The following is a 19,691-nucleotide window of genomic DNA, read 5'->3' as shown; positions in this document are numbered from 1 at the left end:
GCCGCGCAGGCCGCCGGCACGTCGCGGACGTTGCCGCAGCTGACGGTGCCCAATGGTCTGGCACCGGGGGGGCTACAGGTCGCGCCGGGCGTTGCGCCCGGATCGAACCTCTGGTCCGGCGCCGGCCTTCCGACCCAGACGAGCGCCAACGGACGCACCCGCGTCGGCATCACCCAGACCGCGCCGCAGGCCATCCTCAACTGGCAGAGCTTCAACGTCGGCGCCGGGACCGACGTCGTGTTCAACCAGCAGGGCAACAGCAACTGGGTCGCGCTCAATCGGGTGATCGGCAATGTCGGGCCAAGCCAGATCCTCGGCCACATCAACGCCGACGGCCAGGTGCTGCTGATCAACCAGAACGGCATCATCTTCGGCGGCGCCAGCCAGGTCAATGTTGGCTCGCTCGTGGCATCGACACTCGGTATCACCGATCAGCAGTTCAAGACCGCGCTGCTCAATCGCTCACCGTTCGACAACTCCGGCAATCTGCAGGCCCCGATCTTCGCCAACGGCATCGGCCCAACCGGCAACGTCATCGTCGAGGCTGGTGCCGTGATCGTGACGGCGCCGCCCGCGTCCGTCACCACGGGAGGCGGGAACGTTTTCCTGCTTGGCGCCAACGTGCAGAACAGCGGCAGCATCGTTACGCCAGGCGGGCAGGCGGCGCTCGCGGCCGGCACGTCGGTTTACGTCACGACAAGCGGCAGCACGAGCCAGCAGGGTCTGATGTTGAATGTGCTCAATGGCGGCACGGTCAGCAACACCGGCCTCATCGCGGCGCCGACCGGAAGCGTCACGCTGGTCGGCATGAATTTGCAGCAGTCCGGCGTGCTGGTGGCGACCACCTCGGTCAACCAGGCCGGTTCGATCCTGCTGTCCGCGCAGCAGGGACTGCAGGGGGTGTTTGGCTATGACAGCTCCTCGCACTACGCGGTGTCGACGCAGACCGGTAAGGTGCAGCTCGCGCCTGGCAGCGTCACCGCGGTCCTCCCCGAGGAGGATGGTCTGACCGCGATGGATACCCAGCCCCAAGCCCAGTCGCGGATTACGGTCGAGGGCGGCTTCGTCAACGTGCAGTCGGGAGCAGCGATCATCGCTCCGTCCGGGCGCGTTGCGTTGCAGGCATCGATGCGCGGAGACCAGCTCTTTCTGCAGGACAATCCGACCGCCAAGATCAACCCGGTCTACGCCCGCGACGCGGGTGCGCGTGTTCTTGTCGATGCCGGGTCGCTGATCGACGTTTCGGGGTTGCAGGGCATTCCGGTCGCGGCGTCGAGCGATGTGGTGCAGGTGAACGTGCGCGCCAACGAGCTGCGCGACTCGCCGTTGCAGCGCGGCGGCATTTTTTCCAGCAAGAACGTGTGGGTGAATGTCCACGATCTCAACCCCGTGGCGTCGGACCGGGTCTACACGGCAGGAGGTCTGCTCGAAGTGTCGGGGTGGCTCGGTCAGGTCGAGCGGCCGATCGACCAGCGTCTGACCACCGGCGGTTCGGTGATCGTCTATTCCACCGGCGACGCCATCCTGCGGCCCGGTGCGTCGATCGACATTGCCGGCGGCTCGCTCGCGCACCAGGCAGGCTATGTGCCGGTCACCTGGCTGGTCGGCTCGGACGGCAGGATCTACAGCGCCAATCGGGCCCCCGCCGACCTGACCTACACCTCGATCGGGGTCGGCTTCGCGGTCAATCACGCCCACTGGGGCGTCACGGAATTCTATGCCAATCCGCTGATCCCCACCCAGCAGTATCAGCCGGCCTATCTCGAAGGACGCGCTGCCGGTGCTCTCTCCGTGATTGCCGGCGCAGCAGAGGTCGATGCTTCGGTTCTTGCGACGACGCTCAGCGGGCCTTATCAGCGGACCGCGAACAAGCTTCCGGCCGGCGCCGCGCTCACCATCGGGGCGTCCGATGCGAGCATCCTGCCCACCAGCGTGGTCATCGCACCGTCGGTTGCGCCGCCTGATCTTTCGAGTGCGACGTCGCCGCTGCCGGCATCCTGGCAGCAGACGGTCTTTCTGTCGGCCGACATGCTCAACCAGGCGAACTACGGCAGCATCACGATCAATGCCAAGGGCGGCGTGATCGACCCCGTCAGTAGCAAAGCCATATCTCCAGCCATCAGCGTCGTGGACGGCGCCAGACTTCAGGTTGCCCCCGGCGGCTCGATAGCCCTGAATTCGAATGTCACGTTGGACGGTGGAGGAATTTCGATCGACGGCCGACTGGTAGCACGCGCCGGCTCGGTGACCATCAACGCCGCGCTGCAGGGAAGTACGATCTTCACCGGCGACATCGAACTGCATCCTGGCAGTGTGATCGATACGCGAGGCCTGTGGATCAACGACCGCACCGGCAGCAGCGATACCCCGCCGACGCTGTACAACGGCGGCAACGTCAAGCTCGCCGCCTACGGCAGCGTGCGGATCGACGACGGCGCGGTGATCGATGCGTCGAGCGGCGGCTGGATGCAGACCAGGGGCCAGATCAAGACCAGCAACGGCCCGCCGGTCGGAACGGGCGGCAACATCACGCTGATCGCGGACGGCTTCGGCGCGACGCTGCACAATTCGACGACGCTCGCGCAGACCTACCCAGGCCGGGTCCATCTCGACGGTACGCTGCGATCCTACGGCTTCACCGGTGGCGGCACACTCAGCATCGCGACGCCCGCGATCCAGATCGGGGGCGACGCCATCCTTCCGCTCCGCACGATCAAGAGCATCAATGCCGACGGAAGCAGCAACCTCACGCCGGTCGATCCGGCCAGCGTGATGCAGCTGTCGCCGGACTTCTTTGCCAGCGGCGGCTTCAACCAGTACGCCCTCTACAGCTACCAGAACCTGACGGTGGCGGGCGGCACCGATATCGAGCTGCACGGCTTCAACCTGGTGCCGAATCCGCATGCGGTGCTGGCGCCGACGGGCAGCGATATCACGAGCGTGGCGACGGTACGGACATTGTCGTCGTATCTGCAGCCGGCGCCCGTCAACCTGGTGCTGAGCGCGATCGACGCCTTCAACGGCAATCTCGATGTTCAGCGGGGCGTCGTGATCAATGCCGATCCGCAGGCGGCGATATCGCTGCACGCACGCCATCAACTGACGATCGACGGCACCATCAACGCGCCCGCCGGAACCATCAATCTTGATCTGACCGGTACGACCGGACCTTGGGTCGCGATCAATTCGCAGGCCGGGGTGCCGCCCTACAACGGTCCGCTCTATGCCGCCACGCAGACGCTCTGGATCGGAGCGGACGCCCGATTGCTGGCGCCTGGCCTCGTGACATCGACGCTGGATGCGTCGGGGCACCCGGTGAACACCGTGCTCGGCGGCGGTCAGGTCAACATCAACCAGGATGCGCAGCCCTCGATCTACTACCCCTATGTGGCCACCCAGCCCTATGGCGAGCAACCGCTCGGTGTCGTCGTGGCGCAGGCCGGTGCGATCATTGACGTGTCGGGGGCGTCGGGAACGGTACAGCAGGCCACGGGTCGATCCGGTCTGATCCAGACGCAAGTTGCAACTCCGGGCGGCGGCATCGCGATCAGGGCGTCGCTCGGCCTGCTGCTCGACGCTACCATGAAGGCGCAGGCGGGTGGAGCCGGCGTTGTGGGCGGCAGCCTGACAATTGATCAGATGATCGGGAGCTATGCCGCTGACAGCTCCGGGGTCTCGCAGTTCGTGCAGCCGGTGTTCCAGACGATCGTGAGCCAGGCGGCGCCGATGATGGCCGCCGGCCTCACCCAGGGACAAGCGATCCCCGGCAATGTGCTTGGCTCGATCTTCATCGGGGCCGATCAGATCACGAGCGGCGGCTTTGCGTCCGCGTCGCTCGGTGCGGTCGATGCGCTAGTGTTCAGCGGCAGCGTCAATCTCGCCATGCCGCGTAGCCTGACCATCAATGCCGGCAACATCAGCGCCGCGCCCGGCGCGAGCGTTCGCCTCAGCGCGCCCTATGTCGATATCGGCGGCGGCCAGCGCAACGTCAACGAATTCACCAACATCAGCTATGTTGGCCTCGGCAGTTATGGCGCAGTGCCCATGGCAGGCAGCGCGCATCTCGAGGTCAATGCCGACCTGATCGACATCGAAGGTACGCTGCGCAGCGGTGCGAGTTACATCTACGTCACGAGCTTCCTCGACTTCAGTACCCCGGTTCGGCAGGCGGTGTCGCTGCCCGGCTTCGCCAGCATGGCGTTCAACAGCCTGGGTGACATCCGCCTGGTGCCGGTCTCCAGGATGTCGCCCTACTACGCGACCACGATGACAACTGCCGGTGACCTCACATTCACCGGGACCGAAATTTATCCGATCACCACCGCCCCGGTCAGCAATGCATACACCAGCGTACCGAGTGGTCTGTTCCAGATCCAGGCGAAAGGGCCCAACAGCGTCGTCAGCTTTGCCAGCAACGGCCAAACGCCTTACATGCCGCTGTCGGCGGGCGGAGCCGTGCAGGTCATCGCTCCGACCGTCAATCAAGGCGGCGTCCTGCTGGCGCCGCTCGGGCAAATCACCTTCGGAGACCCCACTAATCCCGCAAGCACGCGCGCGATCAACCTGCTGCCAGGAAGCATCACGTCGGTGTCCGCGGGCGGCGTGCTGATCCCATACGGCGCGCCCCTCGGCAACTCCGACTGGATCTACGGCTACGACAACAGCGGCACGCCGAACACGATCAGCGCGCCACCCGCCAAGACGATCTCGTTCTACGGCAAGGCGTTGACGGTCGCGGGAGCGACCGGCGGGGCGGCCACCGCGCGAATCGACGAGTCAGGCGGCGGCGATCTCTACGGCGCGCAGTTCGTCAGCGGCGCTGGCGGCTCGGTCGATACGCTCGACGGTATCAAGACATTCGCGATCCTGCCAAGCCTCGGCAACCGCTATGCGCCGCGCGACCCCCAGATGCAGCTCAGCGATCAGACGCAAACCGCGTCGGCGCCGGTTGCCTTGCAGGTCGGTCAGCAAGTCTATCTGAGCGCCAGTCCGGAGCTACCGGCGGGTACCTACACGCTGCTGCCGGGGCACTACGCGTTGTTGCCCGGTGCCTTCAAGGTCACGGTCGCGGTCAATCAGACCTCTGCCACCGGGCTCACGAATTTTGCGCAGCGTGACGGCTCCTACCAGGTGCTTGGCTACGGTCAGGTCGCCAATGCGGGCTTCCGCGATTCGCTTCCCTCGGTCTACATCGTCACGCCGGGAGCGGTGGTCCGCCGGCAGTCGCAATATCTCGAGACCACGGCGACGCAGTTCTATGCGGCCAAGGCTGTCGCAAGCGGCATCGCCGCGCCCTATCTGCCGCTCGATGCGGGGCAACTCGTCATCAATGCGACCAACAGTCTGTCGTTGCCGGCCACTGGCGGGTTTGGTGACTTCACGGCTCCGGCGGGCGGTCGGGGCGGGCAGGCTGATATCGTCGCATCCAATCTCGAGATCCTCGCGCCGGGAGGCACGGCGGCGCCGGGCATGACCGGGGTGCTCGCCAGCGCGATCGACGGTATCGGCGCGCAGAGCATTCTGATCGGCGGTACGCGCAGCCTGTACGGAAATGTGCTGACCATCACGCCGGCGGCGCAGCAGCTCCAGATCGACACGGGAGCGCTGCTGACCGCCCCCGAGATCATGCTGACGGCGAGCGGTGCGATCACGATCGGCGCCGGCGCACGCATCGACACGACGTCGTTCGGCGCGATCTCCACTCTGTTCCCGAACGATCCGAAGACCGGCAAGACCCTGGGATCGATTGCCCTGGCGCGCGTCAGCGGTGGCGGCGCCGGTGCGTTCGTGCAGGCGTCCAACGCACCGGTGCTGCCGGTCACGTTGCCGGCGGGGACTGGCGGCGCGAGCAAGTTGAGTATGGGCGCGGGCGCGCAGATCTTCGGCGGCAGCGTGCTGGCGCTGAGCGCCTCGAACACGATCAGCATGGATCCTTCCGCCCGTCTTGCGGCACCGACCGTCATGGTCAGCGTGCCGGTGATCAATTTCGGCGCGGGTAGCACCTCGGGCTTCAACCTGAACGCCGGTCTGCTCGCGCAATTGTCGGAAGGTGATCCGCTGCGTCATCTGCCTGCGACCGGCAACCTGATCCTGTCGGCGTCCACGGCGATCAACGCCTACGGCTCGGTCGATCTCGGTGATCTCGATCCGGTGACTGGTCAGCCCGTGCTCGGCGCGCTGACGCTGAGCTCGCCCGTGATCAACGGATTTGGTGCCGCGACCGACAGCGTCAGGCTCCGCGCCAACAAGATCATGCTGAATGGCGGCGCGACCGGCGCCGCGGCGACGGGAAGCGGGCAGGGCGCGTTCGAGATCGATGCGACGCAACTGACGCTGGGCGGCGGTGGCAGTCTTGCCGTCGGCGGCTTCAACAGCGTGACGCTGGCCGCGACCGGACAAGTGGTCGGCGGCGTCGCCTATGCGGACCCGATCTCTGCGGGCGCGATGCAAAAAATCGGCACCGTGTCCTACGCCCCCGGCGAGGTGATGCCGGGCACCTTCAGCGTCAGCGGCGCGCTGACGATCGCGGCGCCCCTGATGACGGCGCAAGCCGGCGCGCTGACACAGCTCGTCGCCAATGCCGGCACGGTCACCTTCACCGCGCTGCCCGGCGGCGGCGTCCAGCCGGTTACCTATTCGAATGGCGCGACGCTCTCTGTCACGGCGCAGAGCATCGTCCAGGGCACCACCATCAACCTGCCGTCCGGCTCGATCACATTCTCTGCGCAGAACGGCATCGCGCTCCAGGCCGGGTCGGTCACCAATGTCGCCGGCGCGGTGACGCCGTTCTTCGACGTGGTTCGGATTGCGCCGGCCGGCAGCGTGACGCTTCAGACCGCGAGCGGCGATGTCACCGTTGCATCCGGGGCGGTGATCGATCTGCGCGGCGGCCGACTCGGCGCAGTGGCACTGCCCGCGCTCAACGTCGTGGATTCCGACCAGGGCGGCAACGCCGGAACGTTCACAGTCGTCGCGCCCAACGGAACAGCACATCTCGAGGGGCAACTCCTCGCCGGCGCCGATCCGCGCTACACCGGCGGCAAAGCGATCCTCGCAATCAAGTCGGGTGACGCCGGCGCGCTGCTCGGCAGCATCGCGGGTTTCTCGGGCGAGCAGGCGCTGACGCTGGCGAACGGCGACATCAATGTCGGCAACATCACTGCGCGTGACGTCGAGCTGACTGCGAACAGCGGAAGCATCACGGTCGCCGGCCTGATCGATGCGAGCGGCGGCAGCGATGCGACCATCCGCCTGATCGCCGGCAACAATCTGGAGCTCGGCGCGCATGCGGTGCTCAACGCTGGCACTACCGTGGCCAGGGGCGGCACGGTATTTCTCGGCCTCGCCGGCAACAGCTCGGGCATGTTGACGTTCGATATCGACGCCGGCTCCGGCAGCGCGCCGACGATCGGTGTCGCCGGTGCCGATCCGAACATTGCGTTCAATGGCGGACAGGTCTGGCTGCGCGCGCCGCGGACGACCAACGGCGACGGCACCACCGGCGTGCGCATCAGCAACAGCGGGGTCCAGGTCATCGGTGCACGCGAGATCGACGTCGAGGCAGTCAAGGTCTATGACGTCACCGGCGCGCCCTATGTCGACTCGAACCTGGCGACGGCCGATGCCGACGCGCGGGCGTATATCACCGCGGCCACGATTAAGACTGGTATCGGCACGCTGACCGGCGCCGCCTTCCACCTGATGCCGGGCATCGAGCTGCGCAGCAGCGGTGATCTCCAGCTGTTGCAAAATCCATCCAGCACCAATTCCGGCATCGATCTGCACACCTACCGCTACAACGGTGAGCCGACGGTGCTGACGTTGCGCGCGGCCGGAAACCTACTGATCAATGGCAGCCTCAGCGATGGCTTTGCCGCGCCGGTCAGTTCGCCGGACGGCACCATCTTCGCCATCGCGGCGCCGTTGCCGGCGGGCTCGGGGTCCGCCATGTTCCGCTTGGTGGCTGGTGCGGACCTTGCGGCCGCCGATCCGCTGGCGGTCGTGCCGACCATGCTACGGCCTGCCGCCACGACGGCCAATCCGGAACCGGGCTCGATCATTTTCGCGGCCCCCTATTTGATCGACTCCAACGTCAACGACAGCGGCACCATCGTGCAGATCCCGAGCGTGGTGCGCACCGGCATCCGCGACATCGAACTTGCCGCGGCTGGAAACATCGACATCCAGACCGCATTCGGCATCTATACCGCAGGGGAGCCGGTCACACCGAATTTCACGCCCGGACAGCGCCCTTTGATTCTGTCGGCCGTAACGTACGACTACAGTACCTATCTCGGCTATACGTACGACGCGAACGGCAATCCGCTGTCGCTCGATACGCTTTATCCCACCACATTCAACGCGAGCTATCAGAGCGGCGGCGGCAATCTCACGGTCAAGGTGCATGGCAGCCTGATCGGCGCGGACACAAGCAACAATGGTATGAAGAGCTATGCGGCCTCTGCGCCCGACACCTACTGGTTATGGACTGAGCCGTTGGCCGCCAGTCCGACCTGGTTCCTCAATTTCGGCGCCTACTATCAACCGTATCTCGACTACGGTAGCGATTCGTTTCCATCGGTGGCAGCGTTCAAGGGACTTGGCGTGTTGGGCGGAGGTAACGTCCGCGTCGCCGTCGATGGCGACCTCAGGAACGTCGACATCAGCCTGCCGACGACAGGCGGATTGACCGGCACCGGCGCGTTGTCGGTGTACGGCGGCGGCAATCTCTCGCTCGCGGTCGGAGGCGGCATCAACTATGCCAATCTCCTGGTCGGACGAGGGACGGCCGACATCCAGGCTGGCGAAATCGGGATGGCACCGCTGAATACTACCTCGTTGACGATCGCGCGCGTGGATCTGTTGATCGGCGACGCCCAGTTCAACGTGGTGTCGCGCCGGGGAATCAACGCGATCATCGGCGATCCGACGCGGATGACGCAGCAGCGCGACCCCGCAAGCGACGGCAGCTATCGCATCCCGGCCGGCTTGGAGGGAAATGGGCCTCCCTCTTTTTACTACACCCCGGCGGCGCCCTATGGCTTCTTCACCAGCATGACGGCCAACAGCGCCCTGAGCGAATTCGCGGAAGGCGGCGACATCACGGTGCATGGTGATTTCGCGCCGCCGATCCTCGAATTGACGGCGGCCGGCGGTTCCATTCGGGCCGGCGTCACTCAGCTCAGCAGCTTCGGTTTCAGTTATCTCGCTGCACTGGCTGCACCGACAGCCCGCCTCGATCTGCTGGCCCAGCAAGACATCGTGGGTTTTGGTGTCAGCATGACGGCGGTCGATCTGCTGTCTCAGGTCAATGGCGCTTCGGCGCCGGCAGGCAGTGACTACGCGAGCACATTCTCCAATCCCTACGACGTGTTTGGCGATCCTTTGTCACTGCCCTCGAACCTGGTGCAGTTCAACAATCGGCATACCGTACACGCCTATGCGGTCCAGGGGAGCCTGACGAAGTTCATGCTGGCGACGTCGGAGCGCGCCCAGGTGCGCGCCGGGCTCGATATCATCCAGCCGATTCTCAATATCGAAAATACCGGGCCCGGCGACGCCTCGCTGGTACAGGCCGGGCGCGACATCGTGAGCTGCCAGCCTTGCAGCCTGGCCTACCCGGACTTCTTCAACATTCGCGTGGAGGGGCCGGGCTCGCTTTCCGTCCTTGCAGGTCGCGACATTGTCGCGCAGTTGGGTCAGTTTCACCTGCAGGGGCTTGGCATCACCTCGGTCGGCAATGCGGACAATCCGTTGCTGCCTCCGACTGGCGCCTCGATCAGCGTTGCGGTCGGCGTCGGCGCCAACGGTCCCGACAACGCGGCCTTCATCAACCTCTATTTCGATCCGACGAACACTGATGCAACGACGCAAGGCTATCTCGCGCAGCTCATGAGCTACATGAACGGGATCGAGGGCGTCACCCTCAGTCGTGACCAGGCGCTGGCCGATTTCCGCAAGCTCGCCCCGGCCGCACAATTGCCGTTCATCGAACAGGTTTACTTCGCCGAGCTCAAGGCAGGCGGCGAGGCGGCGGCCAATGGCGCCGGCGCTGGCGGCAAGGGTTACGATCGGGCCTACCGGGCGATCCAGGCCCTGTTCCCAGGCAGTGTGATCGGTGGCAACACCACGGCCTATGCCGGCAATCTGTCGCTGTTCCAGCTCGCGCGCATCCGCTCCGAGCAGGGTGGCAGCATCAACGTCCTGGCTCCCGGCGGCGGCGTGGCGCTCGGCATCGAGAACCAGACGCCCGACCTGACAGGGCAGACCGACACGGCGCGCCCCGGCCTGCTGACGCTCGAAGGCGGCGACATCAACATCTTCACCGACCGCAGCGTTGTGGTGGCGCAGTCGCGCGTCTTCACCGAACTCGGCGGCGACATCCTGATGTTCTCGACCAACGGCGACCTCAACGCCGGCAAGGGCAAGCAGACCTCGATCGTCACGTCGCCGCCGCTGGTCGTCTACGATCGGTACGGCCGTGCGGCCAAGACACCGAACACGCCGCAGACTGGCGCCGGCATCGCGACCCTGATCGGTGTTCCCGGTGTTCCTCCCGGCAACGTCGACCTGTTCGCGCCGCACGGCACGATCGATGCCGGAGAGGCCGGCATCCGTGTGTCGGGCAATCTCACCCTCGAAGCGCTGCAGGTGCTCAATATCGCCAATATCCAGGTGCAGGGCACGTCGGTCGGTGTGCCGGTGGTGCAGGGGCCGCCGGTGGGCGCGTTGACCGCGGCGAATAACACTGCGGGCGCGGCCCAGCAACCGACGGCCGCGGCACCGGCAGCCAATACCGGACAACCCTCGGTCATTATCGTCGAGGTGCTCGGCTATGGCGGCGGCGACGGTGGGTCGGATCCCGGCAGCGGGAATGACCAGCGCCGCGGCGGCGACGAGCGGCAGAGCTATGATCCGAACAGCATGTTTCGCGTGGTCGGCAGCGGTGAGCTGACCGCGGAGCAGGCGCAGCAGCTGACAGATGACGAAAGGCGGCACCTGTCGTCGCGCTAGGGATTCGAGGGACCGCATCCGGAACGTCCGCAAATGCATGCAACGCGGTTGACCGCGAAGGCCGACATTGGCCATCATGTCGGCCATGAAGCGCATCCTCTTTCTTTGCACCGGCAACTACTACCGAAGTCGATACGCAGAAGAACTCTTCAATCATCTCGCACGAACCGAACAGCTGGCGTGGCGCGCATCCTCGAGAGGCGCGGCCGAACGTGGATCGCCCGACAATGTCGGGCCGATGTCGGTCTTTGCCGACGATCGTCTCCGCGCCGGAGGCATCGTTCCCGAGGGTGCAACGCGCTACCCTCAGCCCTGTTCATTGGCTGACTTCGACGGTGCGGATCTGGTGATCGCGCTGAAGGAGGCCGAGCATCGTCCGCTGGTCGAGCGGCGGTTCCCCGAGGTCGCCGACAGGGTGACGTATTGGCACGTGGACGATATCGACGTGGCTCATCCTTCGGTCGCGCTGGCGATGCTCGACGATCGCATCCGCGATCTGGTTTCATCCCTCAGGTAATCGGTTCCCGCTTCAGGAATATCTCCAGCGCATACTCCGCCGGGCGCGCGAGCCTGCCGCGGATCCGTTCCAGTTCGTCGATGGCGACGATCTCAAGGCGGCCCTCGGTCACCTTCAATTGGTCGATGGGCACGTCTCGCGCCAGAAACACCTCGCCGTGCAGCGTGCCGTTTGGCGTCAAATGATCCGTTCCAGAATACTGACCGATCCGCTCAAAACGCTCGGGCGGCAAATGGTAGCCGATCTCCTCGTGGATTTCGCGCACGACGCACTCCAGGAAAGACTCGGTCCCCTCGCGCCGGCCGCCGAACAGGCTGATCTTTCCGGGATCGGAGACATGCGGAAGATCATCGCGTAGCTGCATGAGCAAACGACCGTCGGTGCTGATCAGGAGTGCAGATGTTCCCTCTCTCACGCGACCGCTCATTCGTGATCTCGCTCCGTCCGACATGTCGCCGCGCGGTCATGATGATCCTGCTCGGCCCGGATTCCTTTATCGGCCTTCCACCACCGGCCCAAGCTGGAAAGCTTCGGGAACACTGTCAAGATGACGAAGGGAACATGGTCAAGTTCGACAATCGTTGGTAGAAACGCGCATTGAGTGGTGGCTGATCAAGTGAGTCTCTCGGTGAAGATCGGACTGTTACGCAAGCCACGGCAAATCGTTGAGCCAGAGGCATCGCTAGATGGCTGATTACGTTCTCGAAGGCTTCAAATGGGGCTCCAGCGCACTCGGCACCGCCTCGGGTGAGATCGATTGGAGCTTCGCGACGGCCAACCTCACGGGCCAATTCATTCAGTTCGACAGCTTCCTGACCGGCATGTTCCAGACCGAGATCAGGGAGGCGTTCGACCGGTGGGAATCGGCAGCCAATATCGACTTCCATGAAGTCACCGATGCCGCCGCAAATCAAATACGCCTCGGCCTCAGCCACATCGATGGCCCGAACAACATTGTGGGCCAGGAACAGAGCTCGTATTTTGCCGGCTCGGAGATTGCTTCCGACATCACGTTCGACATGGATGAGGGCTGGCACCTCGTCAATGGTCAGCTTGTCAGCAACGGTGGCGTCTCGTTCTACGACGTCGCGCTCCACGAGATCGGACATAGCCTCGGACTGGATCATTACAATGTCAGTCCGGCGATCATGAATGCGGTCGTCAATCCTGCGGTCACAGACCTCACGCAATCCGACATCGACGGTGTGCGAGCTCTCTACGGGGTGCTGCCGGGAATCGCCGTTTCGACGGCCGGCCAGCTCGCCGACGGACGGCTGGATTTCCTGCAATACAACGCGTCCGGACATCTCACGGGCTCAGCCCTGACGCAGCAATCGTTCTGGCAGGTCGTGGGCAACGTCGATTTTGCCTCAAACGGCAATCCGGCCGTCATTACCCAGTCCAATGGACAAATCGACTTGCTCAACTTCAGCGCGGGTCAACTGTCGAGCTCGCTGCTGATGACGGGGAGCTATTGGAACGTCAAGGGCGCCGGCTTGTTCAGCGGGTCAGCGAATGCCGAATTCGTCACTCAGTCGTCGAACGGGCAGATTGACTTCCTGGGGTTCAGCAGCGCGGGCAAGCTCACCACGAGTGCGCTGACGAGCGAGGCGTTCTGGAATGTCGTCGGGGTTGCGGACGTCAACGGAGACGGGCATGCCGACGTCGTGACGCAATCTTCGTCGGGCGCGATCGATCTGCTCTACTTCGACAATTTCAAGTTTGTTGCAAGTGCACTGCTGCCGGGCAACTACGACCCCATTCTCGATGTCGCTGACATGAAGAACGGCTCAGCCACCTTTCTGACCGAGAGCGCATCCGGAATAGTGACCGAGCTGGTATTCGACGGCAGCCACGTCACGAGTACGCATTTGCTGGATGCCACCGGCCTCGCGCTGGTTCATGCGGCAGGTGCGGCCAGCCATTTCTTCGCTTGAGAGATCGCGAGGTAGCTTGCGGGGAGGCGCGGGCCTTGCGCGCGCGTCAACGACATTCAGCCGAAAGCGAACGCCAGCAGGCTCGAGCACAGCAGCACGAGGCTCGCTGCGGTCAGGGTTAGAAACCCGTCGGAGACCAAATCGTGATTACGCATGATACACCTGCTTTCAACCGATGCTCATCCGAATTGATTAAAGCTTTCCGAACTCCACTCCTGGAAAGAGGTGACGCGTCTTTCCGCCTTTCAACGGACCGTCAGGCCCGGTACCGATAGCCTTCCACGGCATGCGCCAAGAAGATCGCCGCACTCACCAGGCCCATCACCGCTGTAACCGTCTCGATCATCGCAAACTTCCTTTGCGCCCCACGCGGAGGAGAAAACGATTGCAGCCTTGCACAGTCAAAAAGATTCAATTGTTGGAATCCAAGATGCCCCCCGACTGATGATTTGCTGCAACAGTGTGTCTGATCGCGGGACAGGCGAGGGCGTTTCGCCGGCGCGAGGGTCCGTAGAACGACGGAGGAGGCGCAACAGACCATTCACCAAGACGCCACCGCCCAACGGCTCTCCCCATTTCCGCCGTGTTCCGGTTGCGATATCTTCGCCATCCGGTGCGGAGGTGGGCCGCACGGTGACAGAATCGATCCCGACGCCTCGAAGTAGGCGCGGGTCCGGCAGAATGGTACTTGGGGCAGATGGGGATTAGACGGCCAGATTCGATGATCCGGACGGCGCGTAGCGCCGTTGCGGTGGCGACGTGCCTCGTCCTCGCCAATTGCGCCAACTCAAACCTCGCCAGCCGGGTCGATCCCAAATACGGCGTTTCATCGAGCCCGCGCGTCGTAGCGCTGGGCGACCCCGTGCCGAAGGGCGGCGGCACCTATCGGATCGGCAAGCCCTATGTCGTCGCCGGCCGCACCTACGTGCCGGAGGAGAACGAGAATTATCGCGCCGAGGGCCTGGCGTCCTGGTACGGCGACGATTTCCACGGCCGCCTGACCGCCAATGGCGAGGTGTTCGACATGGGCTCACTCACGGCGGCCCATCCGACCTTGCCGATGCCGAGCTACGCGCGCGTCACCAATCTGAGCAACGGCAAATCGCTCGTCGTCCGCGTCAATGACCGCGGACCGTACCACGGCAATCGCCTCATAGACGTCTCGAACAAAGCCGCAGAACTACTTGATTTCAAAGGAAATGGTGTCGCACGTGTCCGTGTCGAATATGTCGGCCGGGCACCGCTGGAAGGGTCCGACGACCGCCAGCTGATGGCGACCTTGCGCACCGGCACGCCGGCACCGTCACCGTCGATGGTGCGGGTCGCCTCGGCACGGCCGTTCATCCCAGAGGTATCCTCCTCATCGGGCCGGGTCCGCGGCGATGTCCCGCTGCCTGAGGGGCGGCCGTACAGCCTCGGCAACACCCAGGCCGACTACGCGTCGGCTAACGCGACGTCCGAAATGTCGGCCTCGAGCCGGTCGCATCGCCGCGTCGCCAACAATCAGCGCGAAGTCTCCTACGAGGGCGACCCGCGCTACGGCGCAACCCCGAGCCCGGCGGCAGCTTACGTGCCGATCGACGCACGTGGCCCCGCCGAAGTCCTGAGCGGGCGCGGCCTCTACTGAATCAGGCACTTCGTCTGATTATTTCAGAAATCCGATCAGCGCCGCATTGACCTCGTCAGGGCGCTCCTGCTGGATCCAATGGCCGGCGCCCTCGATGATCAGCTTCTGCCGCAGGTTCGGCAGCACGCGTTCCATGTCCGCGACCCGCTTGGCGCCGATCAGGCCGGTAATCACCGAATCGTTCGAGCCGGCGACGAACAGCGAGGGCTGACGGATCTGCGCGTCCTGCCATGGCGCCGTCAGCTCCCAATTGCGATCGAGGTTGCGGTACCAGTTCAAGCCGCCCCGGAAGCCGGACTGCCGGTAGCCATCGGCGAACTCGGCGATATCGGCTTCGGTGATCCAGGTCGGCAGCGGCATCCCGGCCGGCAGATTGCCGAGAAAGCCCTTGGTCTTGTCGACGAACATCGAGCTCGGATCGGAGACGCCGCGGCCGAGCACCAGCCGCATGGTGTGGGCGATGTCGCGCTCGAACTCCGCCTCGGCCACGCCGGGCGGCTGGAAGTATTGCCAATAGAAGTTGGTGATGCCGCTCTCGCGCAGGGTCTCGAGCGGACGCCCGCGGCCACGGAACGGCGGCGGCACGCTGAGGCCCGCGACCTTGGTGAAGATATCCGGGCGGAACAGGGCTGCATGCCAGGCGACCGGCGCGCCCCAATCATGACCGACGATGACAGCCTGCCTCTCGCCGAGCGCAGCCACCAGCGCGACCATGTCGCCGACGGTATCGAAGATCGTGTAGGCGCCGACGTCGGCCGGTGCGCCGGTCCGGCCGAAGCCGCGCATATCAGGAGCTACGACCCGAAAGCCTGCCGCGGCCAGCGCGGCGATCTGGTGCCGCCATGAGTAGGACAGTTCCGGCCAGCCGTGACAGAGCACGACCAATGGTCCTTGGCCGGCCTCGCGCACGAACATGTCGATGCCGTTGGCTGAGATGGTGCGGGAGGATGACATTCGCGTTTCCGCCTTGTTTGCCGGTTCTGCTGTCGTTAGCTGGTTCCCGGGATTACTGACAAGGATACGGACGTTCAACGCAGGCGGCAATCCAGCCGGCCATGCACAAGCGCAGAAACCTCAGTTGTTTGCGATACTTCCAGCTGTTAGAACGCAGTCTTTCAGGACATCGCCGATGGCAGCCCAGACCGCAGTTCCCCGCACGTTGTCAGCTCGCGCCGGGCGCGGCCTGATCGCGGCCGCCGTCGCGCTGGCGATCGGCTGCGGCGGGGTGGTCTACGCCGCCAACAACAGCGTCCAGGGCGCCAAGAAGGAAGAGGGCGGGTTCGACGGCGATGCGCCGACCGCGATTCTGGTCGAGGCCAGTAGCGGCAGCGTGCTGTTCGAGAAGAACGCCGACGAGCTGCGCGCCCCCTCCAGCATGATGAAGCTGATGACGGCCGAGGTGGTGTTCGACGCCATCAAGAAGGGCGACATCAAGCTCACTGACGAGTACCGGATCAGCGAGAACGCCTGGCGGCGGGGCGGGGCGCCGTCCGGCACCTCGACGATGTTCGCGGCGATCAACAGCAAGGTCTCGGTCGACGACCTCCTGCACGGCGCGATCATCCCGAGCGGCAACGACGCCTGCATCGCGCTCGCCGAAGGCGTTGCCGGCAACGAGCATACGTTCGCGACCGACTTCATGACCAAGCGCGCCCGCGAGCTCGGCATGACGAAGTCGACCTTCGGCAATTCGAACGGGCTGCCGGACCCCACCAACAAGATGACGGTGCGGGAACTCGCAGTGCTGGCGCGCCACATCATCCTGGCCTATCCCGACAGGTACAAGCTGTTCGGCGAGAAGGAATTCACCTGGAACAAGATCCGTCAGCAGAACCGCAATCCGCTGCTGAACGCCTTGCCCGGCGCTGACGGTCTGAAGACCGGCTACACCAAGGAAGGCGGCTACGGCATGGTCGGCTCGGCCGTGCAGAACGACACGCGGCTGATCGTCGTGGTCAACGGCCTCGAGGATTCCGAGGACCGCGCGACCGAAGCCAAGAAGATGCTGGAATGGGGGTTCCGCAGCTTCGAGACCCGGGTCCTGATCGCGGCCAATCAGCCGGTCGGCTACGCCCGGGTGTTCGGCGGCGAGAGCCGCTCGGTAAAGCTCGTGAGTCCCGATCCGATCAAGGTGATGGTGTCGAAGAACGGCAACGACAAGCTGCTGGCGCGCATCATCTATAGCGGCCCGGTCAAGGCGCCGATCACCGCCGGCCAGCAGATCGGGGTGGTGCGGGTGTGGCGCGGCGCGAATGTCGCGATGGAGGCTCCGGTCTTCGCCGCGGATGCCGTCGGCACGGGATCGACGATGCGCCGTGCACTCGACGGCGCCCAGGAGTTGGTCATCGGAATGTTCCGCGCAGGAGTCGAGAAGCTCTGACATGGCGGAAGCAGCAGTTCAACGGCCGAGCTTGCGCGGGCGCTTCATCACCTTTGAGGGCGGCGAGGGATCGGGGAAATCGACCCAGATCCGCAAGCTCGCCGAACGGCTCGATGTCGCCAAGCTGCGCGCGATCGTGACCCGTGAGCCCGGTGGTTCGCCGGGGGCGGAGATCATCCGTCACCTCGTGCTGTCGGGGATGGGTAAGCTGCTGGGGCCGGAGGCCGAGACGCTGTTGTTCGCCGCCGCGCGCGATGACCATGTCCGCACTGTGATCCAGCCGGCGCTCAACCAGGGCATCTGGGTGCTGTGCGATCGCTTCTTCGATTCCACGCGCGCCTATCAGGGCCAGCTCGGGCAGGTGCCGCCGGCACTCGTCAATGCCATGCAGCGTGTGACCATCGGTGATCTCAAGCCGGATTTGACCTTCATCCTCGACGTGCCGGTCGAGGTCGGCCTGCAACGTGCCGCCGCGCGCCGCGGCAACGCCACGGCCGATCGCTTCGAGGCCGAGGGCATCAAGTTCCATCAGGATTTGCGTGACGCGTATCGCCGGATCGCGGCGGAAGACCCGGAGCGCTGCGTGCTGATCGACGCCACGGCTGACCCCGACACGGTCGCGGCCAGGATATGGTCGGCACTGCGCGAACATCTGCGCGCAACGCTCACGGCGGACACTCCCGCATGAGCGCGCGCAAGGTCGAACAGGAGAGCTCCGCTCGCCTCCCGCGCGAAACGCCCGATCTGTTCGGGCATCGCGAGGCGGAGGCCACCTTGCTCGATGCCTATCGCAGCGGGCGGATTCCGCACGCCTGGCTGATCGGCGGCGCGCAGGGCATCGGCAAGGCGACGCTGGCCTACCGCATGGCGCGGTTCGTCCTCGCATTCCGCAATCCGAAATCGTCTCAGGTTCAGGCGGCGCCGACGTTGCGGGTCGATCCGTCTGATCCGGTGGCGCGGCAGATCACGGCCGGCGCACATGGCGGGCTGCTCGTGCTGGAGCGCGGCCTCAACGACCGCGGCGTGATGCGGACCGTGATCACGGTCGACGAGACACGCGAGACGATCTCGTTCTTCGGCTCGACTGCCGCCGTCGACGGCTGGCGCGTCTGCATCGTCGACACCGTCGACGAGCTCAATCCCAATGCCGCGAATGCGCTGCTGAAGATACTCGAGGAGCCGCCGCAGCAGTCGCTGTTCCTGCTGGTCAGCCACGCGCCGTCGCGGGTGCTGCCGACCATCCTGTCCCGCTGCCGCAAACTGCTGCTGCGGCCGCTGGACACCAGCGACGTCGTGCGCGCGGCCGCGGCGGCCACCGATATCGAGGCCGACGATCCGGCGCTGACGGAAGCCGCAGCGGCCTCCGAAGGGAGCGTCGGGCGCGCGCTGTCGCTGCTTGGCGGCGATGCGTTGAAACTGCAGCAGCGCACGGCTGCGCTGCTCGCGACGCTTCCGAGCGTCGATCCGCGCGAGTTGCATGCGCTGGGCGACGCGCTCGGCACCAGCGACCGCGTCGCGCTCGCCGCCTTCATCGACGGCATCGATCGCTGGATGAGCGAGCGCATGCGCACCGGCGATGCCAATGCCAATCTGCCGCGCCTTGCACGGCTGGCGGAGGTATGGGAAAAGATCGTCCGCGCCGCGCGCGATACCGAAGCCTACAATCTGGAGCGCAAGCCGCTGGTTTTCTCGGTGTTTTCGATGCTCGCGGACGCGACCCGATAGACGCCAAGTCTGAAAACAAAACCGTCTGAAAACAATCTGTCTGACAACACTCCCGACAATCTCGTTTCGATCTGCAAAGGATTCCGTGGTGGCGACCGCTAAGAAGAAATCGTCGAAGAAGGCCAACAAGACGAAGAAGGCATCGCCCGCTCGCGCGACCCGGAAGGCCGCGGCGAAGTCGCGTGCGGCCAAGAAGGGCGGGCGCGTCACCAAGACGGTGAAGAAGGCCGTCAAGGCCAAGACTGGAGCCAAGAAGTCGGGAGCCAAGAAGTCGGCCGCGAAGAAGGCCGCCGAAAAGACCGTGAAGAAGGCTACGAAGAAGACGGCCAAAAAGGCAGTCAAGAAAACGGTCAAGAAAGCTGCTGCGAAGGCCACGAAGGCTGCGCCGAAGAAGGCAGCCGCAGCGGCCGTCGCACCGGTTGCAAAGAAGCCCGCTCTGCCGAAGGCTCCGGCTGCCGAGAAGGCGCCGAGACCCGCAGCGGTCCGCGCGCC

Annotated in this window: 9 protein-coding genes and 1 pseudogene; 8 read left to right on the top strand and 2 right to left on the bottom strand. The window is 64.9% G+C overall.

Going from position 1 to position 19,691, the window contains the following annotated elements:
• Window positions 1-45: 45 nt before the first annotated feature.
• On the top strand, window positions 46-11,013 hold the full coding sequence (locus H8A92_RS33005) for a filamentous haemagglutinin family protein (RefSeq protein WP_229199568.1): 10,968 nt from the start codon (window positions 46-48) through the stop codon (window positions 11,011-11,013).
• Window positions 11,014-11,098: 85 nt separating this feature from the next.
• On the top strand, window positions 11,099-11,530 hold the full coding sequence (locus H8A92_RS33000; RefSeq protein WP_229199567.1) for an arsenate-mycothiol transferase ArsC: 432 nt from the start codon (window positions 11,099-11,101) through the stop codon (window positions 11,528-11,530).
• On the opposite strand, the gene H8A92_RS32995 is transcribed toward H8A92_RS33000, so the two are convergent.
• A complete protein-coding gene (locus tag H8A92_RS32995) occupies window positions 11,523-11,957 on the bottom strand; it encodes an NUDIX domain-containing protein (RefSeq protein ID WP_229199566.1) in 435 nt (144 codons plus the stop codon). The two genes, H8A92_RS33000 and H8A92_RS32995, sit on opposite strands and share 8 nt — an antisense overlap.
• A 394-nt stretch (window positions 11,958-12,351) precedes the next feature.
• Between H8A92_RS32995 and H8A92_RS32990 the strand changes: the two genes are divergently transcribed.
• Complete coding sequence (locus H8A92_RS32990) at window positions 12,352-13,467, top strand: matrixin family metalloprotease (RefSeq protein WP_229199565.1); 1,116 nt, start codon at window positions 12,352-12,354, stop codon at window positions 13,465-13,467.
• A gap of 697 nt (window positions 13,468-14,164) precedes the next feature.
• A complete protein-coding gene (locus H8A92_RS32985) occupies window positions 14,165-15,094 on the top strand; it encodes a septal ring lytic transglycosylase RlpA family protein (RefSeq protein WP_420831402.1) in 930 nt (309 codons plus the stop codon).
• A gap of 18 nt (window positions 15,095-15,112) precedes the next feature.
• On the opposite strand, the gene H8A92_RS32980 is transcribed toward H8A92_RS32985, so the two are convergent.
• Window positions 15,113-16,048 carry an alpha/beta fold hydrolase gene (locus H8A92_RS32980; RefSeq protein ID WP_229199563.1) on the bottom strand — a complete coding sequence of 312 codons (936 nt, stop codon included), beginning with the start codon at window positions 16,046-16,048 and terminating at the stop codon, window positions 15,113-15,115.
• Between the two features lie 175 nt (window positions 16,049-16,223).
• Between H8A92_RS32980 and H8A92_RS32975 the strand changes: the two genes are divergently transcribed.
• The 4 genes and pseudogenes from H8A92_RS32975 to H8A92_RS32960 all read left to right on the top strand — a co-directional run.
• On the top strand, window positions 16,224-17,474 hold the full coding sequence (locus H8A92_RS32975) for a D-alanyl-D-alanine carboxypeptidase family protein (RefSeq protein WP_229199562.1): 1,251 nt from the start codon (window positions 16,224-16,226) through the stop codon (window positions 17,472-17,474).
• A gap of 1 nt (window position 17,475) precedes the next feature.
• Window positions 17,476-18,162, top strand: a complete 687-nt coding sequence (gene tmk, locus H8A92_RS32970) for a dTMP kinase (protein ID WP_229199561.1) — start codon at window positions 17,476-17,478, stop codon at window positions 18,160-18,162.
• A complete protein-coding gene (locus H8A92_RS32965; protein ID WP_229199560.1) occupies window positions 18,159-19,199 on the top strand; it encodes a DNA polymerase III subunit delta' in 1,041 nt (346 codons plus the stop codon). The genes tmk and H8A92_RS32965 overlap by 4 nt, the downstream gene beginning before the upstream one ends.
• Before the next feature lie 88 nt (window positions 19,200-19,287).
• Window positions 19,288-19,691: pseudogene (locus H8A92_RS32960) on the top strand (methionine--tRNA ligase); the annotation flags it as partial.

This window comes from Bradyrhizobium acaciae, from assembly GCF_020889785.1.
GTDB classification, from domain to species: domain Bacteria; phylum Pseudomonadota; class Alphaproteobacteria; order Rhizobiales; family Xanthobacteraceae; genus Bradyrhizobium; species Bradyrhizobium acaciae.
Note: the sequence above shows the minus strand (reverse complement) of the source record. Positions and strands in the feature narration are given on the sequence as shown.